At 39.4% G+C, this 14,907-nt stretch carries 11 protein-coding genes; 2 read left to right on the forward strand and 9 right to left on the reverse strand.

What is annotated here, in order from left to right; translation table 11 throughout:
• Nucleotides 1-475: 475 nt before the first annotated feature.
• The 7 genes from AAAT26_RS04860 to AAAT26_RS04890 all read right to left on the reverse strand — a co-directional run bounded on the left by AAAT26_RS04860 (nucleotide 476) and on the right by AAAT26_RS04890 (nucleotide 8,354).
• Nucleotides 476-1,747: an O-acetylhomoserine aminocarboxypropyltransferase/cysteine synthase family protein gene (locus AAAT26_RS04860; protein ID WP_349208937.1), complete on the reverse strand. Its 1,272-nt coding sequence runs from the start codon at nucleotides 1,745-1,747 to the stop codon at nucleotides 476-478.
• Between the two features lie 291 nt (nucleotides 1,748-2,038).
• A complete protein-coding gene (gene metA / locus AAAT26_RS04865; protein WP_004697897.1) occupies nucleotides 2,039-2,998 on the reverse strand; it encodes a homoserine O-acetyltransferase MetA in 960 nt (319 codons plus the stop codon).
• Nucleotides 2,999-3,041: 43 nt separating this feature from the next.
• Nucleotides 3,042-4,226 (reverse strand): MalY/PatB family protein, encoded by a 1,185-nt coding sequence (locus AAAT26_RS04870; RefSeq protein WP_279008026.1) that lies wholly within the window; start codon nucleotides 4,224-4,226, stop codon nucleotides 3,042-3,044.
• Nucleotides 4,227-4,236: 10 nt separating this feature from the next.
• Nucleotides 4,237-5,370: a trans-sulfuration enzyme family protein gene (locus AAAT26_RS04875; RefSeq protein WP_287526388.1), complete on the reverse strand. Its 1,134-nt coding sequence runs from the start codon at nucleotides 5,368-5,370 to the stop codon at nucleotides 4,237-4,239.
• A gap of 152 nt (nucleotides 5,371-5,522) precedes the next feature.
• Nucleotides 5,523-6,026: an ECF transporter S component gene (locus tag AAAT26_RS04880; protein WP_012863843.1), complete on the reverse strand. Its 504-nt coding sequence runs from the start codon at nucleotides 6,024-6,026 to the stop codon at nucleotides 5,523-5,525.
• Nucleotides 6,027-6,084: 58 nt separating this feature from the next.
• Nucleotides 6,085-6,489: a PACE efflux transporter gene (locus tag AAAT26_RS04885; protein ID WP_128114419.1), complete on the reverse strand. Its 405-nt coding sequence runs from the start codon at nucleotides 6,487-6,489 to the stop codon at nucleotides 6,085-6,087.
• 398 nt (nucleotides 6,490-6,887) lie between these two features.
• Entirely contained in the window at nucleotides 6,888-8,354 is a 1,467-nt protein-coding gene (locus AAAT26_RS04890; RefSeq protein WP_287501345.1) for a DASS family sodium-coupled anion symporter, read from the reverse strand.
• A gap of 210 nt (nucleotides 8,355-8,564) precedes the next feature.
• Here AAAT26_RS04890 and AAAT26_RS04895 point away from each other — a divergent pair, with 210 nt between their 5' ends.
• The gene (locus AAAT26_RS04895; protein WP_349208938.1) at nucleotides 8,565-10,418 is read left to right on the forward strand and encodes an ABC transporter ATP-binding protein; all 1,854 of its coding nucleotides are present in this window, start codon (nucleotides 8,565-8,567) and stop codon (nucleotides 10,416-10,418) included.
• Nucleotides 10,415-12,238: an ABC transporter ATP-binding protein gene (locus tag AAAT26_RS04900; protein WP_316058012.1), complete on the forward strand. Its 1,824-nt coding sequence runs from the start codon at nucleotides 10,415-10,417 to the stop codon at nucleotides 12,236-12,238. The genes AAAT26_RS04895 and AAAT26_RS04900 overlap by 4 nt, the downstream gene beginning before the upstream one ends.
• Nucleotides 12,239-12,339: 101 nt before the next feature.
• Here AAAT26_RS04900 and AAAT26_RS04905 read toward each other — a convergent pair whose 3' ends face one another.
• Both AAAT26_RS04905 and AAAT26_RS04910 read right to left on the reverse strand, forming a co-directional pair.
• Nucleotides 12,340-13,206 (reverse strand): DMT family transporter, encoded by an 867-nt coding sequence (locus AAAT26_RS04905; RefSeq protein WP_287526378.1) that lies wholly within the window; start codon nucleotides 13,204-13,206, stop codon nucleotides 12,340-12,342.
• Between the two features lie 319 nt (nucleotides 13,207-13,525).
• Nucleotides 13,526-14,398, reverse strand: coding sequence for a helix-turn-helix domain-containing protein (locus tag AAAT26_RS04910; RefSeq protein ID WP_287526376.1), 873 nt, complete (start codon nucleotides 14,396-14,398; stop codon nucleotides 13,526-13,528).
• Nucleotides 14,399-14,907 lie beyond the last annotated feature (509 nt).

Genomic DNA, 14,907 nt, shown 5'->3' on the forward strand with positions numbered 1-14,907 from the left:
TTTCTTTCATCAAGTGAAACCCTATCCTAACCCACTTAGATGACACACTACACATATAACACACATACTATACACACTGTATCCTTTGGATACACTCTCTAACACACTCTCAAAGAGCCCGTAACACTAACCACGGGTTCCCTAACATCCTATCTCACACAATAGGAAAACGGTCTGTGCACACACCACAGACCAAACGTTACACACACTATACTCCCATAAAGGCCTTGGATCATTGAATCCAAGGTCTTTTTATATATCCATTCTATCAAGGTTGTATTACACCTATACAACTTTTTATTCTTATAAAATTAGCACATACTTACAAAAAGACCTCCCAACGGGAGGTCTTTTGTATAAGTTTTATAGGTTTGATAGTTATGTGTTCTATTTCTTAAGCAAAGTTCAGCTTAAGGATGTCATTTGTAAGTTCTGAAAGTTTGATCTATAGTTTTCAAACTAAAGGTGTGAAAGATTAAGCTTTATCTAAAGCTTGTGCTAAGTCTTCGATGATGTCATCTACATTTTCAAGACCGATAGACAAACGAATCATGTCTGGTGTTACGCCAGCAGATTTTTGTTGTTCTTCGTTAAGTTGTGCATGTGTTGTGGATGCAGGATGGATAACAAGAGATTTAGCATCTGCTACGTTGGCAAGGTTGGAGAAGATTTCCAAGGAGTCAACAAGTTTAATACCTGCTTCTTTACCACCTTTTACGCCGAATGTGAATACAGCACCAACACCTTTAGGGAAGTATTTATCAGCTAATGCTTTGTATTTGCTGTCTTCTAATTCTGGATAGCTTACCCATGCTACCTTAGGATGTTTGCTTAAGAAATCTACTACTTTACGAGTATTTTCAACGTGACGTTCTACGCGCAAAGACAATGTTTCGATACCTTGCAAGATTTGCCAAGATGCAAGCGGTGTAATGCATGCACCTGTATCGCGAAGCAATTGAGCGCGAATTTTTACAGTAAATGGAATTGGTAGATCACCATACACTAAACCATTATAGTGTTCATCCCCTTCAGAGAAGCCAGGATATTTACCAGAACCTTTATAATCAAATTTACCAGATTCTACAACTACGCCAGCCAATGTTGTACCGTGGCCACCAAGATATTTAGTAGCAGAATGAATAACAACGTCAGCCCCATGCTCCAATGGACGGAACAAATATGGAGATGCAAATGTATTGTCTACAATCAAGATGATATTGTGTTTATGTGCAATATCAGCTATGGCTTGTACATCGATAAGATTAATACCAGGGTTACCAATAGATTCGATATAAACGGCTTTAGTCTTTTCATCGATAGCTGCTTCAAATTCTTCCAAATGATCCGGATTTACGAATTTAGTTTGAATCCCCAAACGAGGCAATGTAGCAGTAAACAAATTATAAGTACCACCATACAATGTGGATGCAGCAACAATATTATCACCAGCATCTGCTACATTTAAAATAGAGTACGTAACCGCTGCAGAACCAGATGCTACTGCGATACCAGCTGCACCGCCTTCAAGTTCTGCCACACGAGCATCCAATACATCTGTAGTAGGATTGCCAAGGCGAGAGTAAATACCACCAGGATTAGTCAATGCAAAACGGCCTGCTGCTTCTTCTGCATCTTTAAATACGAAAGATGTAGTTTGGTAAATAGGTACTGCACGAGAACCTGTTGGATCCACGGTATGACCAGCATGTAATTGTAATGTTTCAAATCTGTATTGTTTGCTCATTATAACAACTCCTTTATATTAACTGTGAATTGAGTTCATTCTTTATGCCTAGTATAGTACTATGTTTTAAAAAATATGTCTACTATTTTTTATATGGTCTTCTCCATAACTTTAAACTATGGTAAGCAAAGGACGATAAAAACTTTTACCAAAGACTCTAATGCGAACTAAATCATTTTATGAAAAATAAAAATCCCCTAATTACTTCCAAAGAACTAGTTCCCTTGAAAAATGTTAGAAGTAATTAGGGGTACATATTACTATCAATAGATTAGAAATAAGTACTTACATTTAGATGTAAGCGCCTAAATTTTTATCCCGTTCAAATTTCATTTTTTGGATTTGTTCAATGATGTACGGTGTTTCTTGGTATACATAGTAGTTCAACCAGTTTGTAAATAATAGTGTACTTACAGAGCGCCAGCGCACGATGGGACGTTGTTTTGGATCATTATCCGGGAAGTAGTTTTCAGGAACTGCAATATCCATACCTTTTTTGATATCCCGCACGTACTCACGGTTAAGTGTGTCCCAATCGTATTCGGCATGACCAAATACAAAGATATGCTTATTATCTAAACTACGAACGATAGCAGCACCTGTTGGTTCAGACCCAGCCAAAAGTTCCAAGTCACGATTTTCCTTAATTTGTTGCAACGAAACTGTGGTGTGACGAGAGTGTGGCATCCAAAACTTTTCATCAAATCCACGCATGAGCACTGGTCGATCATTATAAATATCGTGTTCATAAACACCGAATAATTTCTCATCCATAATAGATTTGTTAATACCAAAGTGATGATATAAACCAGCTTGAGCTCCCCAACATATATAGAAGGTCGAATATACATGTTCTTCGCCCCAGTTCATGATTTCTACGAGTTCAGACCAATAGTCTACCTCTTCAAAAGGCATTAACTCTACAGGAGCACCGGTAATAATCATACCGTCAAAGAACTGGTCTTTTACCTCATCAAAAGTGCGATAGAAAGTTTCTAAATATTGTTCATCTGTATTTTTAGCCTTACGAGATGCGGTATGTAATAATGTTAAATTAACTTGCAATGGGCTATTACTGAGAGCACGCAAGATTTGAGTTTCCGTCACTTCTTTAGTAGGCATCAAATTGACAAGCAAAATTTGCAAAGGTCGGATTTGTTGATTTTCCGCCCGCTCAGTATCCATAACGAAAATATTCTCTTGAGCTAATTTCGTTATGGCCGGTAAATTTTTTATTACTTTAATAGGCATAATGTCACCTCTACATATTCTACAATTTGATAACCTAATCTAATTAAAAGCCCTTAGCCTCATAGGCACGGCGCCAAGATTCGAGCCCTTCTTCTAATATTTTACGAGGACAAGCAACATTAATGCGTTCAAAGTCCTCCCCATCGATGCCAAACATAGAACCCGTATCGAGCCATAGCTTGGCATCATTAACGATCCATTCATCTCGCTCTTTAGGGCTCAGAGGCAATTGAGAACAATCTAACCACATGAGATATGTCCCTTCCGGGCGATATACATGAATCTTTGGCATATATTTTGCTATATAGTCGATGGTGAATTGAATATTATCTTGAATATATTCTTTCAATTCATCAAGCCAAGGAGCCCCTACTTTGTAGGCCCCTTCACAGCCCACAATCCCCATCGTGTTCAATTGGCTATAACCAGCACGGTCGATTTCTTTGATGAAACGGCGGCGTAAGGAATCATTAGGAATGAAAATATTACTTACTTGTAAGCCTGCAATGTTAAAAGTCTTACTAGGCGCTGTACATACAACACAGTGTTCTGCATAACTTTCACCAAGGTCAGCAAATACCTTGTGCGTATGCCCTTTCCATACAAAATCCGCATGAATTTCATCGCTCACGATGAGCACATTGTGTTTAATACAAATATCGCCGAGGCGTTTTAACTCGTCTTCAGTCCACACGCGCCCTACTGGATTATGCGGATTACACAAGAGGAATAATGTTATATTCTCCTCAATGATTGCACGCTCGATGCCTTCAAAATCGATAGTGTATTTTTCGTCGCCTTTGATAAGTGGCACATTGATAAGACGCCGATTGTTGTCATCAATAACCATACTAAATGGGTAGTACACTGGTTGGTTGATGAGCACGCCCTCACCTTCCTTGGTGAAAGCTCGAACCGCCATCGCCAAGGCAAATACTATACCTGGCGTTTTAACGAGCCATTTTTGTTCTGGAGTCCAATTGAAACGTGTGGCGAACCAATTTTTCAACACATCGAAATACTCATCATCAGACTCGGTATAACCAAATACGCCATGGTTTACGCGGTCCAATAAAATTTGCTTCAATTCAGGGGGAATTTCAAAATCCATATCCGCTACCCAGAATGGCAATACATCCGCAGGTTTTCCGCGCTTAACAGCAAAATCGTATTTTAAAGATTTTGTGTGCGTTCTATCTAAAATTTGATCAAAATTATATTGTCCCATAGGAACTCCTTTATTTATTAAAAGCTTGTTCCAAATCTGCAATCAAGTCTTCTGTATCTTCAATCCCTACAGATAAACGCAACAAACGACGTGTAATACCTTTACGTTCTGCATCTTCCGGTTTTAAATCTGGATGTGTTTGCGTTACAGGATATGTCAACAAGGATTCTGTACCACCTAGACTTTCAGCAAACTGAATAAGCTCAATGCCTTCTAGTACTTGTTTAGCAGTTTCTGCGCTATCTACTTCGAAGGATAACATGCCGCCAAAGCCTGTTGTTTGGGCTTTATTGATTTCATAGCCCGGATGTTCAGGAAGGCCTGGGAACAAAACTTTAGTTACTTTTGGTTGTTTTTTTAGCCATTCGGCAAGAGCAATGGCATTCTTTTGATGTTGCTCCATGCGTAGAGCCAATGTTTTTACACCGCGAATGACGAGCCAGCTATCCATAGCAGATAAACATGCACCTACGGTTTTATATATTAAACGCAATTTTGCAGCGATTTCTTCATCTTTTACAATAGTAAAACCAGAAATAACATCATGATGACCACCGATGAATTTTGTACCACTATGAACAACAATATCGGCACCCAAGGTCAATGGTTTTTGGAAGTATGGGCTCAAGAAGGTATTGTCGATGATTACTAGCGCATTGCGTTCGTGAGCCAATGCACAAAGTGCACGAATATCGGTTATCTCCATCATAGGGTTTGTTGGTGTTTCAATATATACAGCCTTTGTATTCGGTTTAAAAGCTGCTTTCACCGCATCAAGATCAGAAGTGCCTACATACGTAAACTCGATACCATTTTGCTCGTAAATATTCGTGAACATACGGATAGAGCCACCATACAAGTCATCACCTAAGATGATATGGTCTCCTGGAGAAAATAAATGGAATACTGCATCCACCGCAGCCATACCAGAGGAAAATGCCAACGCATCTATCCCCTCTTCAAGGCCTGCCATCAATTGTTCTAAGCGGTCACGTGTTGGATTAGACTCACGTGAATATTGGTAACCTGTTGTATCACCCAACTTTGGATGAGAGAACGTACTAGACATATAAATTGCAAGGGAAATCGCACCGGTATCATCCGGTTTACCACTGCCATGAACGCATTTTGTATTAAACTTCATTCCAATCAACTCCTCATATTTGTATACAATATGTTAATTATAAGAGTAGACAATGATTAAGGTCAACAAAAATGGGCACTCATACATCCTGAGTGCCCCTAAAAAGACATATCTATTTTGAATGGGTTGTCATAACTCTAAGTTAAGTTGACCTAATTTTTAGTGCGTTTTGTAATAAGTAATGCCAAAATAATACCTAATGACGAAGTTACCAATTGCGGCCAACTAGATACGAAAAGCATGGTATTTACAATCTTTGGTGGAAATTGGAACAAGGAGAAAAACAAGGAATACCCGCCAAAGAGTACGCCGGCTTTTACCAAAGCCGCCACAATAATAAGTAAAAGCTTTGGCTTATGTTGTAACCAATGTGCCACAAATACATACGCTGTCGTGCCAAGAGCCGTAATCAAAATGAACGGCGGTAGCGGTAACATACCTTGTAAATGCGCTACTACCGGAGCAATCCAAGCGATAACGAGACCATTCTTCCAACCATAGCGCCACGTCGCTAAAACAAATGTAGCAGATGTAATGGAACCGATGAGGAACATGCTCACCTGATTAGGAATAAAGGGGAAAATGAGGCGCAAGCTTTGCGCCAATAAGGCTACGGCCAACAAGAGACCTGTGCCCGTAATAGATTTTGTAGACATAAGAACCTCCTACTATACGATATAGATTTTACAAGAGGTACCTACCTCACATTTAAAATTAAGCCTCTACAAAATATAGACGTGCTCGATCATATACCCAATTATAAATATAAGTATAACCTAATATGACTAATGTCATCGTTATATCTGTAGCAAAGGCCATCCAAAAACTCATATGCATCATGTACATAATAATAGGCACTGTGGCAAGCATAAACAAACCTTCAAACAACACTGCATGAATTGTGCGGATTACAGGCCCTCGCGCTAATCGGTCACCTGGTACTAGTTTATCAAATATCCAGTTAAACACAAAATTCCAAACCATCGCCAACAAGGAAAAAATAATCATCAAGACCAAAGGCTGCCCCTCATGCGGAACAAACTGCATCACCAAACAGCCAATCAAAACACAGCCCAGCTCATATAAAATCGACTGTACAACACGCTCTGTAGCAGACATAATAATAAACCACCTCCATCAGAAAACCCAAAAAAGATATTTACTATCACATCAATATTATATTTATTATTTTAGATTTGTCGAGTTCTGTCGAGTTTTGCCATTTTCGGATATAAAGGAAGCTACTCGTAGTGTTCTTTAAACTCGACTTGCTTTTCCCAAAGTGAGTATTGCCATTTCAGGATAAAAGAAGCCGCCATATGTCTGTCCAGCGACTTGCCCTCCCGAAGTGAGCTATGCCATTTTCGGATATAAAGGAAGCCCCTCGTAGCGTTCTGTAAGCTCGACTTGCTTTTCCCAAAGTGAGTATTGCCATTTCAGGATAAAAGAAGCCGCCATATGTCTGTCCAGCGACTTGCAGCGAATGGAGCGCAGAGAGACATATGGCGGCGGAAAGCCTATCCTAAAAGTGGCATTACGAACTGAATCCATGGAATACCCACCACAATAAATATCGCAAGGTAGATAATCCCAAAGATAGCGCCCAATTTCCAGAATTCAGGGCCTTTGTTATAGCCACTGGCAAACCAGATTGGGCTGTGACCAGTACCATACGGTGTGAGGATACCCATAATCCCCATTGGTACTAAAAGAATCAACATAACTTGCGCTGGATCAACGCCAGGAATTTGAAGAATTAGAGTAGCAAATAAGCCTACCATAGCCGTTACATAAGCAGTACCAGATGCAAAGAAGTAACGAAGCAAGCAGAATGCTAACAACAAGCCAAGAACTGCCACAGTTGGATCTAGAGAAACTAAAGAACCACCAGCAGATTTAGCAAGCCATTCCAAGAAACCTACATTTTTAAGGCCAGAAGCCATAGGCACGAGTGTAGCGAACCAAGTTAAAACATTCCATGCTGGTTTATTAGCAAGGAAGTCTTGCCATGTCATGATTTTAGTGAAAATCATCAAGATAATAACAATTAAAGCTGTTGTAGTTGGGTTCACTTTAAATGTAGAAGCACCAATCCACAATACAAGAGCCAACACGGAAATCAAGGCCATGAAGATTTCACTGCGTGTCATGGAGCCTAGTTTCTTATACTCATCCTTTGCCCATGCTGCAATTTCAGGGGAACCTTTTACCTCTGGTTTGCAGAATACATACGTCAACAATGGTGTAATGATAAATAGAATAATACCTACTGGCAAAAATGCTAAGAACCATGTACCCCAGTTGGCAGCTACGATACCCGACTTAGCAGACAATTCAAGAGCCAATGGATTTGGCGCCGCACCAGTCAAGAAAATAGAACTAGATACACAAGTTGTTGCCAATGCTACCCAATTTAAATAAGAACCAATTTTACGAGGATTCTTATCTGGATAAGAATCGAACATCGGACAAATACTGGATACGATTGGATAAATCGTACCACCAGAACGAGCCGCATTACTTGGAATAAATGGAGCCAACACAAGGTCAGTAATAGCAATGGCATAACCAAGGCCTAAAGAGGACTTTCCGAGCTTGGCTACGAGGAACAATGCAATACGTCGGCCAAGGCCAGAATTTTCATAACCGATACCGATCATAAATGCTGCGAATATCAACCACACGATGGCATTAGAGAAACCGCTAAGCCCCCAGCTGATAGCTTGAGCATCCGTAATAGCCTTTGCTACACCAGTTGCTTTATCCACAATAGGTGCTGGACCAACCTTAAATAACATAGATACGGTAACAGCAATGATACCGATAAAAGCGGGTGGGATTGGTTCTAAAATCAACCCCACCACGAGGCCTGCAAAAATACTTACATAAATCCAAGAATTTGGACTAAGGCCTTCAGGCGCACCGATGAGCCATACAAGAATAGCTACTACAAGCGGTGCGAATAATTTCCAATTCAACTTCATTAGGAACACTCCTTACTAAAAATAAAACTACAAAATTGCAAATACAGTATAGCAGAATATTTTTAGTGAAAATATAATATTCGTCATAATACTTATTGATTGATACTAAACTTTTAGTAATAGTTTTTACTAGATATTTTTGGTTTTATACAATATAATATAAACATCGAAAATTACTAATATATCGAAAGATATGTCGAAAGGATTGAAATGCAGTTAATTTCTAGTTATATAAAACCTTTATGGTTCTCTATTATCATTGTGTCACTTCTTTCGTTACTCAATGTAGCAGGCACTTTATATATACCAACCTTAACAGCTACCATCATCAATGACGGTGTCCTCCATGGTGATTTAGAGATGATTACTAACTCTAGTGCAACGATGCTTATCGTTGCACTATTAACAGTATCGTCTGCTATCCTAGGTGTTGCTATGAGCGCTCATATTTCAGCCTCTATAGGCAAAGTATTGCGCGACAATTTGGTGAAAGCTATACAAGCCTTTTCACTACGCGACTTTACACACTTTGGTACAGGCACCATACTCATGCGGACCAGCCGAGACGTTGAGAAAATTCAATCAGTTCTAGGAGAAGGTTTAAATATGATTCTCCCTATGCCTCTCATGATATGTATTGGTCTAGGACTAACCTTCTATAAGAGCTGGCAACTAGGTCTCGTCATCCTTGCTGTTATGGCATTCATGATACTGACCATAATTTTTATTGAAAGTCGCGCCTTACCTATTATTAAAGCGTTACAACTAAAACTAGATACTATTACCGATATGGTACGTGATCATATTGTGGGCATGCCTGTTATACGAGCTTTCAATAGAAGACATTACGAAAATACTAAAGAAATAGAAATTTTTACAGAAACAGCTCAACTTAATAAAAGATTACGCCAAACCTTTGCTATTGGTTTACCGACTATATTAATTCTCTTTAACATGAGTACCGTTGCTATCCTTTGGCTCGGAGGCTATAACGTAAGCATAGGATCCCTACAAATAGGTGACATTATGGCCGTTATTGAATACGCTAACCTTATCCTCTTAAGTATGCTCATGGCTATTTTCGTCATCATAGATATACCCGAAGCTATCGTATGTTACACCCGTATTCGAGAATTATTGGAACACGAAAACTCTGATACATTCCCTGAACCATATAATAAAAATACAAATTTAGACACCTATTATATAGTTAACCAAAAAGATAGTAAAAATTTTATAGATTTGGCATCGGCATCGGCATCGGCATCGGCATCGGCATCGGCATCGGCATCGGCATCGGCAAACGATGATACTCCACTTCTGGAATTTCGCAATGTTACGTTCCGTTACGATAATGCAGAATCGCCGGCTTTAGAAAATATTTCCTTTACCGTTCATCACGGTGAAACATTGGCTATTATGGGTGACATTGGTTCTGGTAAAAGTACGATTACAAACCTAATCCCTCGCCTATTCTCCATTGAGTCTGGAGACATTCTCTTCAAAGGCAAATCTATCTATGAATGGAATGTAGATGACTTACGCTCACGTATCGGTTATGTCCCACAAAAAGCCTACTTATTTACAGGGACTGTAGAAATGAACATCCGTTACGGTGCTGCACCAAACCAAGATGTTTCGGTTCAAGATATAGAAAATGCATGCCGATTATCTAAGGCGGATGAATTTATTAGTCGCCTTGAAGGTGGTTACCAATATATCATCTCCCAAGGTGGCACTAATCTATCTGGAGGTCAACGCCAACGTCTTGCCATGGCTAGAGCGCTCGTGCGCAAACCAGATTTATTTATATTCGATGATAGTTTCTCTGCTCTCGACGGCACCACAGAGCGTGCCGTTCGCACCGTATTACATGAGGAATTGCAAAAGGACAATCGCCCCGCTCTCATCTCTGTAGAGCAAAAAGTAAGTGCTGCCAAAAAGGCAGACCACATCTTAATCATCAACAGAGGTCAAGTGGCAGGGTATGGCACTCATGATGAGTTAGCTGAAAACTCTACCGTATATAAACAAATTTTAGCATCTCAGGAGGTGACAGCATGAACCCATTACATCGTTTCCTGATCGATTCTAAAAGCCAATGGGGGTGGCTGGCACTACTCATCTTAGTCCTTATCACAGCAGCTATGTTTGAGGTATCAGCTCCAGTATTACTTGGCAAGGTCGTAGATGCTATTATTAGTGGATTACAAACAAACCAAGACATTAATACCATATTCGCCTCTATTGATACAATCATCCTCTGGCTTATTGCCATCTATGGAGGTCATGCTTTATTCACGTACTTCGGCGAATACATGATGGCCTCTATTGGATCAAAAACAGTGCTCGCCTTGCGTACACGCATGAGTACTCACTTATACTCATTGCCTATCGAATACTTTCACGATCACCAACGTGGTGATCTTCTAAGCCGTCTAACCTCTGATTTGGATGCCGTTGCTGAAACGATAGGTGAAGGTGTGCCCGGTCTCGTGTCCGCCATTATCGGAATCATCGGCGCCACTGCAATGATGCTCTGGATCAGTCCAATTTTGGGAACATCCATTATCGTCATCATACTGATTGGTATCGTATGCTTAACGTGGCTATCTAAACGAGCCCGCCGCGTGTATCTTAGAAATCAGAATGCATTAGGAGCTTTCAACAGTGGCATAGAAGAAATCGTTGTAGGCAAGCCAATTATTCAAACCTTTAGTCTAGAAGAGACTACAACTCGCCAAGTAAATATACTGAATGACAATCTATTTAAAAGTATGCGAAGTGCTGCTTTCACCAGTCAGCTTGTAGAGCCTCTCGTAAAATTTTTAAATCAATTTACCTATTGCCTCGTCGCTATTCAAGGCGGTCTCATGGTATTACGTGGGTCCATTTCCATTGGGGATATTCAGGCATTCTTCCTCTATGTAGGTCAGGTATCCGATCCCCTATCTCGTAGTTCCTATATTATGACAAAATTCCAAGAAACCGCTGCGGCCTTAGGCCGTATTTACGAGGTAATTGATGCCCCATCTGAAATTGATGATGGAAAATTGACATTATCCAACAGCTCATCAAAAACTGATAGAGACGCTATTAGTACTAACACATCTATGACGGCCAATCAACCAAGTAATCAAGCTCATATGGGGACAATTGATTTTGAACATGTTGATTTTGGTTATACACCGTCCAATGTGTTTATGAAGAATATTAATATTCACATTCCAGCTGGCTCTATGGTAGCCATCGTAGGTCCTACCGGAGCTGGCAAATCTACATTAGTGAATCTCATCATGCGCTTCTATGACATTAAAAATGGTCGCATCACTATTGACGGTGTAGATATTCGGGATTTGTCTCGTGAAAGCTTACATAATACGGTAGGAATGGTATTGCAAGACGCTTGGATTTTCACGGGTACTATCGCCGATAACATTGGCTACGGCAAGCCAAATGCTACACGTGAAGAAATCGAGTATGTCGCAAGGCTTGCCATGGCAGATCACTTTATCCGTACATTACCCAATGGATATGATACGATGCTCAACCGAGGTGGTGATGATCTCTCCCAAGGTCAACGCCAATTAATTACCATCGCTCGGGCCTTCTTAGCTGATCCTAGCATTCTCATCCTTGACGAAGCAACGGCTAACGTAGATACCCGTACCGAAGTAGAGGTTCAAAAAGCGATGAACACACTCCTCAAAGGTCGAACCAGTATCGTTATCGCCCATCGCTTATCCACAATAAAAAATGCGGACTTCCTACTAGTGGTAGAAAACGGTACCATTGTAGAACAAGGGACACATGATGAACTCATGGCACTTAACGGATACTATAAAAAACTGTATGAAAACTATGCTGTAGGAATGACAGTATAGGGCAAATAAAAAAACATACACAAGCACGCTTCATTGGTCTAGTTCCATTTTGGATAGTACCAAAGTCGCTGTGCTATGTACGTTTTTTATATTTAATCTAATCATCTATATTGATTGAAAAGGTATAAAGATCCTAGTATAATAGGCGCCCCTATATAGAGCCCCATATTAGGTATTTCTCCCAATAAAAATGCTGCTACAATAGCTGCCACTATAGGCGAGATATACATAAAATTAGTTACATCAGAAACCTTTTCAGCATGTTCCAAAGCATAGCTCCAGAATACAAAACCTAATGCACTGGATAAAAATGCTAAGTATGCCATAGCAAACTTTGCGCTAATCGGCGATACTACAATCATTTCCAGGGCATGTTCTGCAAAGGGCAATGCCATAATAGCCCCCGTAAACATAGACCACATAGCAATGGTAATAGGCTTATATCCTTTTAAACTAAGTCCACGATTTAGAATATTATACACTGCAAAAAGTATCATCCCTAACAAAGTCCACAAGGCTCCTACAGGAATAGTAAGGGCGGAATTCCATAGAATGATTATGGCTACACCTATAAATGCAGTTATGGTAAATAGCCACCCTATGGGTCGTATTGTATCCTTATAAATAATCGTGGCCATCAGTGCTGTCGTCATCGGAGTCAAGGCCATAATAATACTGGATGTGGCCGCTGGAATTGTGCGCAAGCCTTCATTAAAAACAACTTGGTAAAGAAAATTCCCTGTAGCACCTAACAGAATATATAGTCCCCACTCACGCCATGTTGTCGGTATATGTAACCCTTTTACAACACCGATCACTAGCATAAGTAAAGCGCCACCCATGACCCTTGCCACAGACAGTGTCAATGAATCTACGGACTGTAATGCGATTTTACTGAAAGGAAATGCAGTAGCCCACACCGCAATAGTAGCAGAAGCACCTAAAAGTGCTTTCTTTCGATTTGTCATTACCATCCACCTTTCAACAGCATTCGCCTATACAAGCTTATAATCCACTTTGATCAACGTATATTCTATCCAGATTATTTCTATCTTGATTCATTCTACCAAGATCATGTTATCTACATGTTTTATAGCTTAATAACACTATCTCAATAGTACCATAATATACCCCTAACACTACAATAAATTTAATCATACTTTTTATTCCTATGAAGGGGCTGATTTCTTCCTTATAGGACCTACAAAATGTGTAACAAAGTCGTTGGAACAAGTAATAACGCTTTATGAAAACTATGTAGCAGATATGTCTATGTAGTTAATACAACTATTCACTTAACTTGACTATTGTAAGTTCACTATTGATTCCATTAATTTCAATTTGATTTTCTGATTCAGACACAGAAAAATCGTCTACAAGATGTCCACCTTCTTCAAAGAGCAATTTAGTGCGAATACCTTTTTTCACCGCTTTGAAAGCATACTCGTGAGGGACATGCAGCCGAGATTTCGCCGATATCTGATTCACATCAATTCGCCCCGTATAATCCGCTACATATATCTCCATTGGAGAGTTGTTATCCAGCTCTATATGACTGTTACCGCCGGCAATATAAATTTCTTTAGCCGCTCCGTCTAACTCAAACTTTTCACTAATAATATCAAATAGTTCTAGTTTTTCACAATGGGTCGCTAGCTCCGTATCTCCCATATATTTTTCAGGCAAATTTATAAAAATCGACAAATGTTCTTTTACAAGCTCTTCAGATAAGGATTTGGAACGATTTACATCCACATCGATACGCCTTTTGATATCATCGATTTTTACTTTCACCAGTTCCGTCAAATTTTCAATAGTATCACTGACCAGTTGAACCTTTATCTTCTCACCCTCTCCAGCTCTCATTTTTACGTGATTAACAGAACCTAGTTTAATGTCGAAATGTTTTATCTCATCGATATCGTATTCTACGATACTTTCATAAGGATATCGAGGTTTAACCGCTTCTTCTGAAAGCAATTCATCCACAGAGACATTGAATACACCTGAAAGGGCCTTTAAATTTGAAATATCCGGCATTCCATTGCCCGATTCCCATTTTGTTATGGCCTGTCTCGACACATTAAGTATTTCCGCTAATTTTCCTTGAGATAATCCAGATTGTTTTCTATACTCCCGTAATTTTTCATTAAAATTCATAATGTAACCTCCTATTTTAGGCAATATCAGTTACTCTTCAACAAGAGCTGCTCAGAGTATAGTATATGATGTCAGTGAAGAAAAGAAACGCTTGTTTTCCTGGCTGGCAGCGTTCTGTAGCATTCCAATATGCGTGCATTTATAAAGACTTACAGGCTAATTCTGTACAAGATGTAAACGGCCTCCGAACAATACACAAATATAAACTATCCGATCATACTATTGAATAATCCGCCTTCATTCTCTTTAATGAAATTTTTATTTCCTTTATTAATATTGATATGCAATTTCATATTATTATGTATACATCAAGTGAGATCACAAAAAGAAAAAACTTATATATTCATCTATATACAAGCAAACGTCAACAATTCAGCTTATGGAATTTTATGAGATACTTCACAAAATCGCATAGTATGTATTGAAAATCTATATCATCTATTCATTGTAGAATTGCTACAAACATTGTACACTATAGGCATAGAAATCTATAGTTATATCCTTTTATG

The sequence above is a fragment of the Veillonella parvula genome (assembly GCF_040094895.1).
Taxonomy (GTDB): domain Bacteria; phylum Bacillota; class Negativicutes; order Veillonellales; family Veillonellaceae; genus Veillonella; species Veillonella parvula_L.

What these genes read in the sequence shown, in the direction of transcription:
- AAAT26_RS04860 (WP_349208937.1), bottom strand. Translation starts at nt 1,747, where the DNA reads ATGAGCAAACAATACAGATTTGAAACATTACAATTACATGCTGGTCAT.
- metA (WP_004697897.1), bottom strand. Translation starts at nt 2,998, where the DNA reads ATGCCTATTAAAGTAATAAAAAATTTACCGGCCATAACGAAATTAGCT.
- AAAT26_RS04870 (WP_279008026.1), bottom strand. Translation starts at nt 4,226, where the DNA reads ATGGGACAATATAATTTTGATCAAATTTTAGATAGAACGCACACAAAA.
- AAAT26_RS04875 (WP_287526388.1), bottom strand. Translation starts at nt 5,370, where the DNA reads ATGAAGTTTAATACAAAATGCGTTCATGGCAGTGGTAAACCGGATGAT.
- AAAT26_RS04880 (WP_012863843.1), bottom strand. Translation starts at nt 6,026, where the DNA reads ATGTCTACAAAATCTATTACGGGCACAGGTCTCTTGTTGGCCGTAGCC.
- AAAT26_RS04885 (WP_128114419.1), bottom strand. Translation starts at nt 6,489, where the DNA reads ATGTCTGCTACAGAGCGTGTTGTACAGTCGATTTTATATGAGCTGGGC.
- AAAT26_RS04890 (WP_287501345.1), bottom strand. Translation starts at nt 8,354, where the DNA reads ATGAAGTTGAATTGGAAATTATTCGCACCGCTTGTAGTAGCTATTCTT.
- AAAT26_RS04895 (WP_349208938.1), top strand. Translation starts at nt 8,565, where the DNA reads ATGCAGTTAATTTCTAGTTATATAAAACCTTTATGGTTCTCTATTATC.
- AAAT26_RS04900 (WP_316058012.1), top strand. Translation starts at nt 10,415, where the DNA reads ATGAACCCATTACATCGTTTCCTGATCGATTCTAAAAGCCAATGGGGG.
- AAAT26_RS04905 (WP_287526378.1), bottom strand. Translation starts at nt 13,206, where the DNA reads ATGACAAATCGAAAGAAAGCACTTTTAGGTGCTTCTGCTACTATTGCG.
- AAAT26_RS04910 (WP_287526376.1), bottom strand. Translation starts at nt 14,398, where the DNA reads ATGAATTTTAATGAAAAATTACGGGAGTATAGAAAACAATCTGGATTA.